The following is a 3,127-nucleotide window of genomic DNA, read 5'->3' on the forward strand; positions in this document are numbered from 1 at the left end:
AAGCATAATATTCGTTATAATAATAACAGCAATAGAAATAATAACTGTTAAGCGATAAGGTCTTATTCTTAATTGGAAGTTTTCATTACCAATAACTAGTGATAATAATAGAAGAGTAGGGGTAAAGTATCTTCCTTGCACACCCTCTACCGATCCTATAAACCTGTAAACTCCTACGGAGTCAGAGACTGTAGGTTGAGTTCCAAAAGAGTAAAGAACTGCTACTACTCCTGCAAAAAACAATACAAATGAAAAGCATGAGATTAGGAGAGATTTTACATAACTCTTCTCAGCAATCAGAACCATAATTAATAATATAAGCCATACAGCTGAAATCCAGTATGGGAGATTATTAAAATTAGCATAAGGAGCTGCTAACAAGGAATGAAATACACTAATATTCGAGCCTTTTATACCTGAACTCGTATTTATCCAGTAACTCACACTTATCCGATATAAACTATATGCAATTGTTGGCTTTATTATGAATATAGTTCCTAGAAAACCACTCCCAATAATTAAAGTAATAAGTGAAAATTTCCATTTTGTAATATTATAGAATTTGATTTTATCTATAAACTGTCCCAAATGAGAAGTATGCGATTTTTTGGACAAATAAATAAATAGCATCACAAAGGCTGGCAAGACCATTAGTAGTTTAATATTTGTTTTCGCTCCAAATATTAAAAGAATAAATAATAATCCTAAGAGTACTAACTCACGTACCCTTATTTGACGTGTTATAAGAATATTAATCGTAAATGCAACCGTAAACGCTGCTATTATATAAGTCAAGGAATCATAAGACAGACTAGCAAATGTATTTGTTATAACGGGACTTAAAGACACAACTGTAAATAAAAGTTTCCCTGCTTTAACCCATTTAATAATTAAAAACATAAGTATTGCACAGATGAAGCTAGATAGTAATCTTGCAATGACAATCATTACTCCTATGGATGGATATATTGTATGACCTAACTTAACACCAATAGCTGGAAGTAAGTGCCCCCAATAATTATAGGACGTTTTGGGTGGAATAAAAGCTGCCCTAGGCAAATCTTCCATAGGCATTTCTTTTATTTCACTCTTGAAATATTTTTCAAAGAACGTCCCTGATTGATAGTTAGGAACTTGTCTAAACATTCCCGAACCTATATTTGGTTCTCCATAAGCTGAAAGATCATTGGATAACCCTACCATATTTGTACTAACCGTATAATGATATTGCCCATCTGGCTCATTAAACAGGGGCATAGCAAGTGATAACATCGTTCCTATAAAAAGAGCAAGGACTAGATAAATCTTATGAAGATGCTTTTCAATAGTTTCTTCTGTGGAAAATATTTTTTTCATATTTGACATCTCTCCTCACATAAACTTTATTAATAAAACTGCAACCACGAAGATTACTATACAGAATAGGACGATAGGTATTATTACTTTCTTAGAAACATCTGGCGATTCTTTAATACCTTTCTCAGTTAGAACATTATATTCATTTACACCTGTCAAGAAGTCAGGAATCGTAGTATTGATAGTAAAATTTTGATTTTGTGAAGTATTTAAAGAATTTTGACTCACGAGTGACTTATTTCTTCCAATTTCAAAATTACTAAATATAGAAAATTGGATCAAACCTTTATCCAGACTATGTCCATCAATTGCCTTAATAGGATAGAGAAAATATTCATTCCCCTTCGCAAGACCAACAATTTGAATTAAAGACTGGTTTAATTTATTGTTGGTCTGTACATTATAATTAAAACGGTTTAAAGCAGGAGGGATAGGTACAGGATCCAAACTGCCTATGGAATACTTATAACCTCCTTTTAGAATCGTGAACTGACTGTTGTCAATATTATTTAGGGAAGAAACAGTAATCCAGCCCTTTTGCGCAGAGTAGAGTTGATAGTTTTTTCCGATTTGCTTTCCAAGTAAATACTCTCCACCTGTTGCAAGTTTGTTAGTTTTACTTTCTGTCATTGCAAAGTTAATACCCGAAAGAACAAGAACTGGAGATTTTGCAGATACTCCCCCCTGATTATCATCAACACCTGACACTGATAAAGATGCATTTCCACTTGTTGTCCCATCAATATTGAGTGGTAAAATAGAAGCGATAATTTCTAGAGTTAAATCTTGATTCAATGTAGGTAATGCGATTTGGTAATTTGGGTTTGGGACAGCTTGATTCTCCTCATCTTTAGTCACACCTACCTCAGCATCCCCTAGTGCTTTAACCGAACTAATCGCTAGATTGGTGCTTGACGATAAAAGTAATTCCCCCCCAAGCTTATTGAAATCCTTACTTACTTTTAAGTGAAAAGTAATTGGAGAGGCTGAGTCAACAATATATCTTTTAAAATCTGTGAGTGCCGCATCACTCTGATCATCTACTGAAATCTCTAAACGATTATCTAAATTATCTGTATCAAGCTCTATTTGTTGATTTTCCTCTGTTATTGTCACCAATTTTTGAAAATTACCGCTTCCTGACATTATTGCTGTAATTCCCTTATTTACCACAGCTTCTGAATTTCCTTGTGCATTCGTAAAAGTATTACCCATCTTTTCGGCTTCAGGTTGATGGAAGAAAATACCCTCCGTTGTGCCATTAATATCCATTAGCATGGGGATACCACCTGCACGTAAAACGGCCTCTAATATTAGCATTGTTTCTTGAGGACTATGTTTTAAGCCTGGCCCAAACTGCAATCCATTGGGTAGATGGATAATTGACGGGTCAAGTTTTGTGTTTTCTGATGTGGAGGTCAACATGTTGCTCTGAATTTGCTTCCATTCTGGAGAAAGAAAATCAGTACTTGTAATATCTCCTGTCATTATTTTTCGGTATGCCCCATCTAAATTTCTTGCAGTATAAACGGCCCCCCTGTTAGGAATACCGCTTTGTGTAGAATGCAATCGAACGGTAAGCATCTCTGAATCTGCTGATACCACTTCTTCCCGAACACAGTAAAGCAGAATGCTGCATAAAAGTATGGCAATTATTTTTAAATAACCTTTATATTTCATTTTATTAATATTTCTTTTCTATAAATTAAAAATTGCTCTTCTTTTTTCGAATAAAATGTACTATTTTACCTATAAAATCAATTCTATAGAG

The 3,127-nt window shown here is 33.9% G+C and carries 2 protein-coding genes; both read right to left on the reverse strand.

What is annotated here, in order from left to right:
* Window positions 1-1,356: DUF2142 domain-containing protein (locus tag Q0A18_RS03145; protein WP_292008716.1), on the reverse strand; the 1,356-nt coding region annotated here is incomplete at its 3' end.
* A gap of 15 nt (window positions 1,357-1,371) precedes the next feature.
* The gene (locus Q0A18_RS03150) at window positions 1,372-3,036 is read right to left on the reverse strand and encodes a hypothetical protein (RefSeq protein ID WP_292008717.1); all 1,665 of its coding nucleotides are present in this window, start codon (window positions 3,034-3,036) and stop codon (window positions 1,372-1,374) included.
* Window positions 3,037-3,127: the final 91 nt, after the last annotated feature.

Source organism: Chryseobacterium sp. (assembly GCF_022712095.1).
Taxonomy (GTDB): domain Bacteria; phylum Bacteroidota; class Bacteroidia; order Flavobacteriales; family Weeksellaceae; genus Chryseobacterium.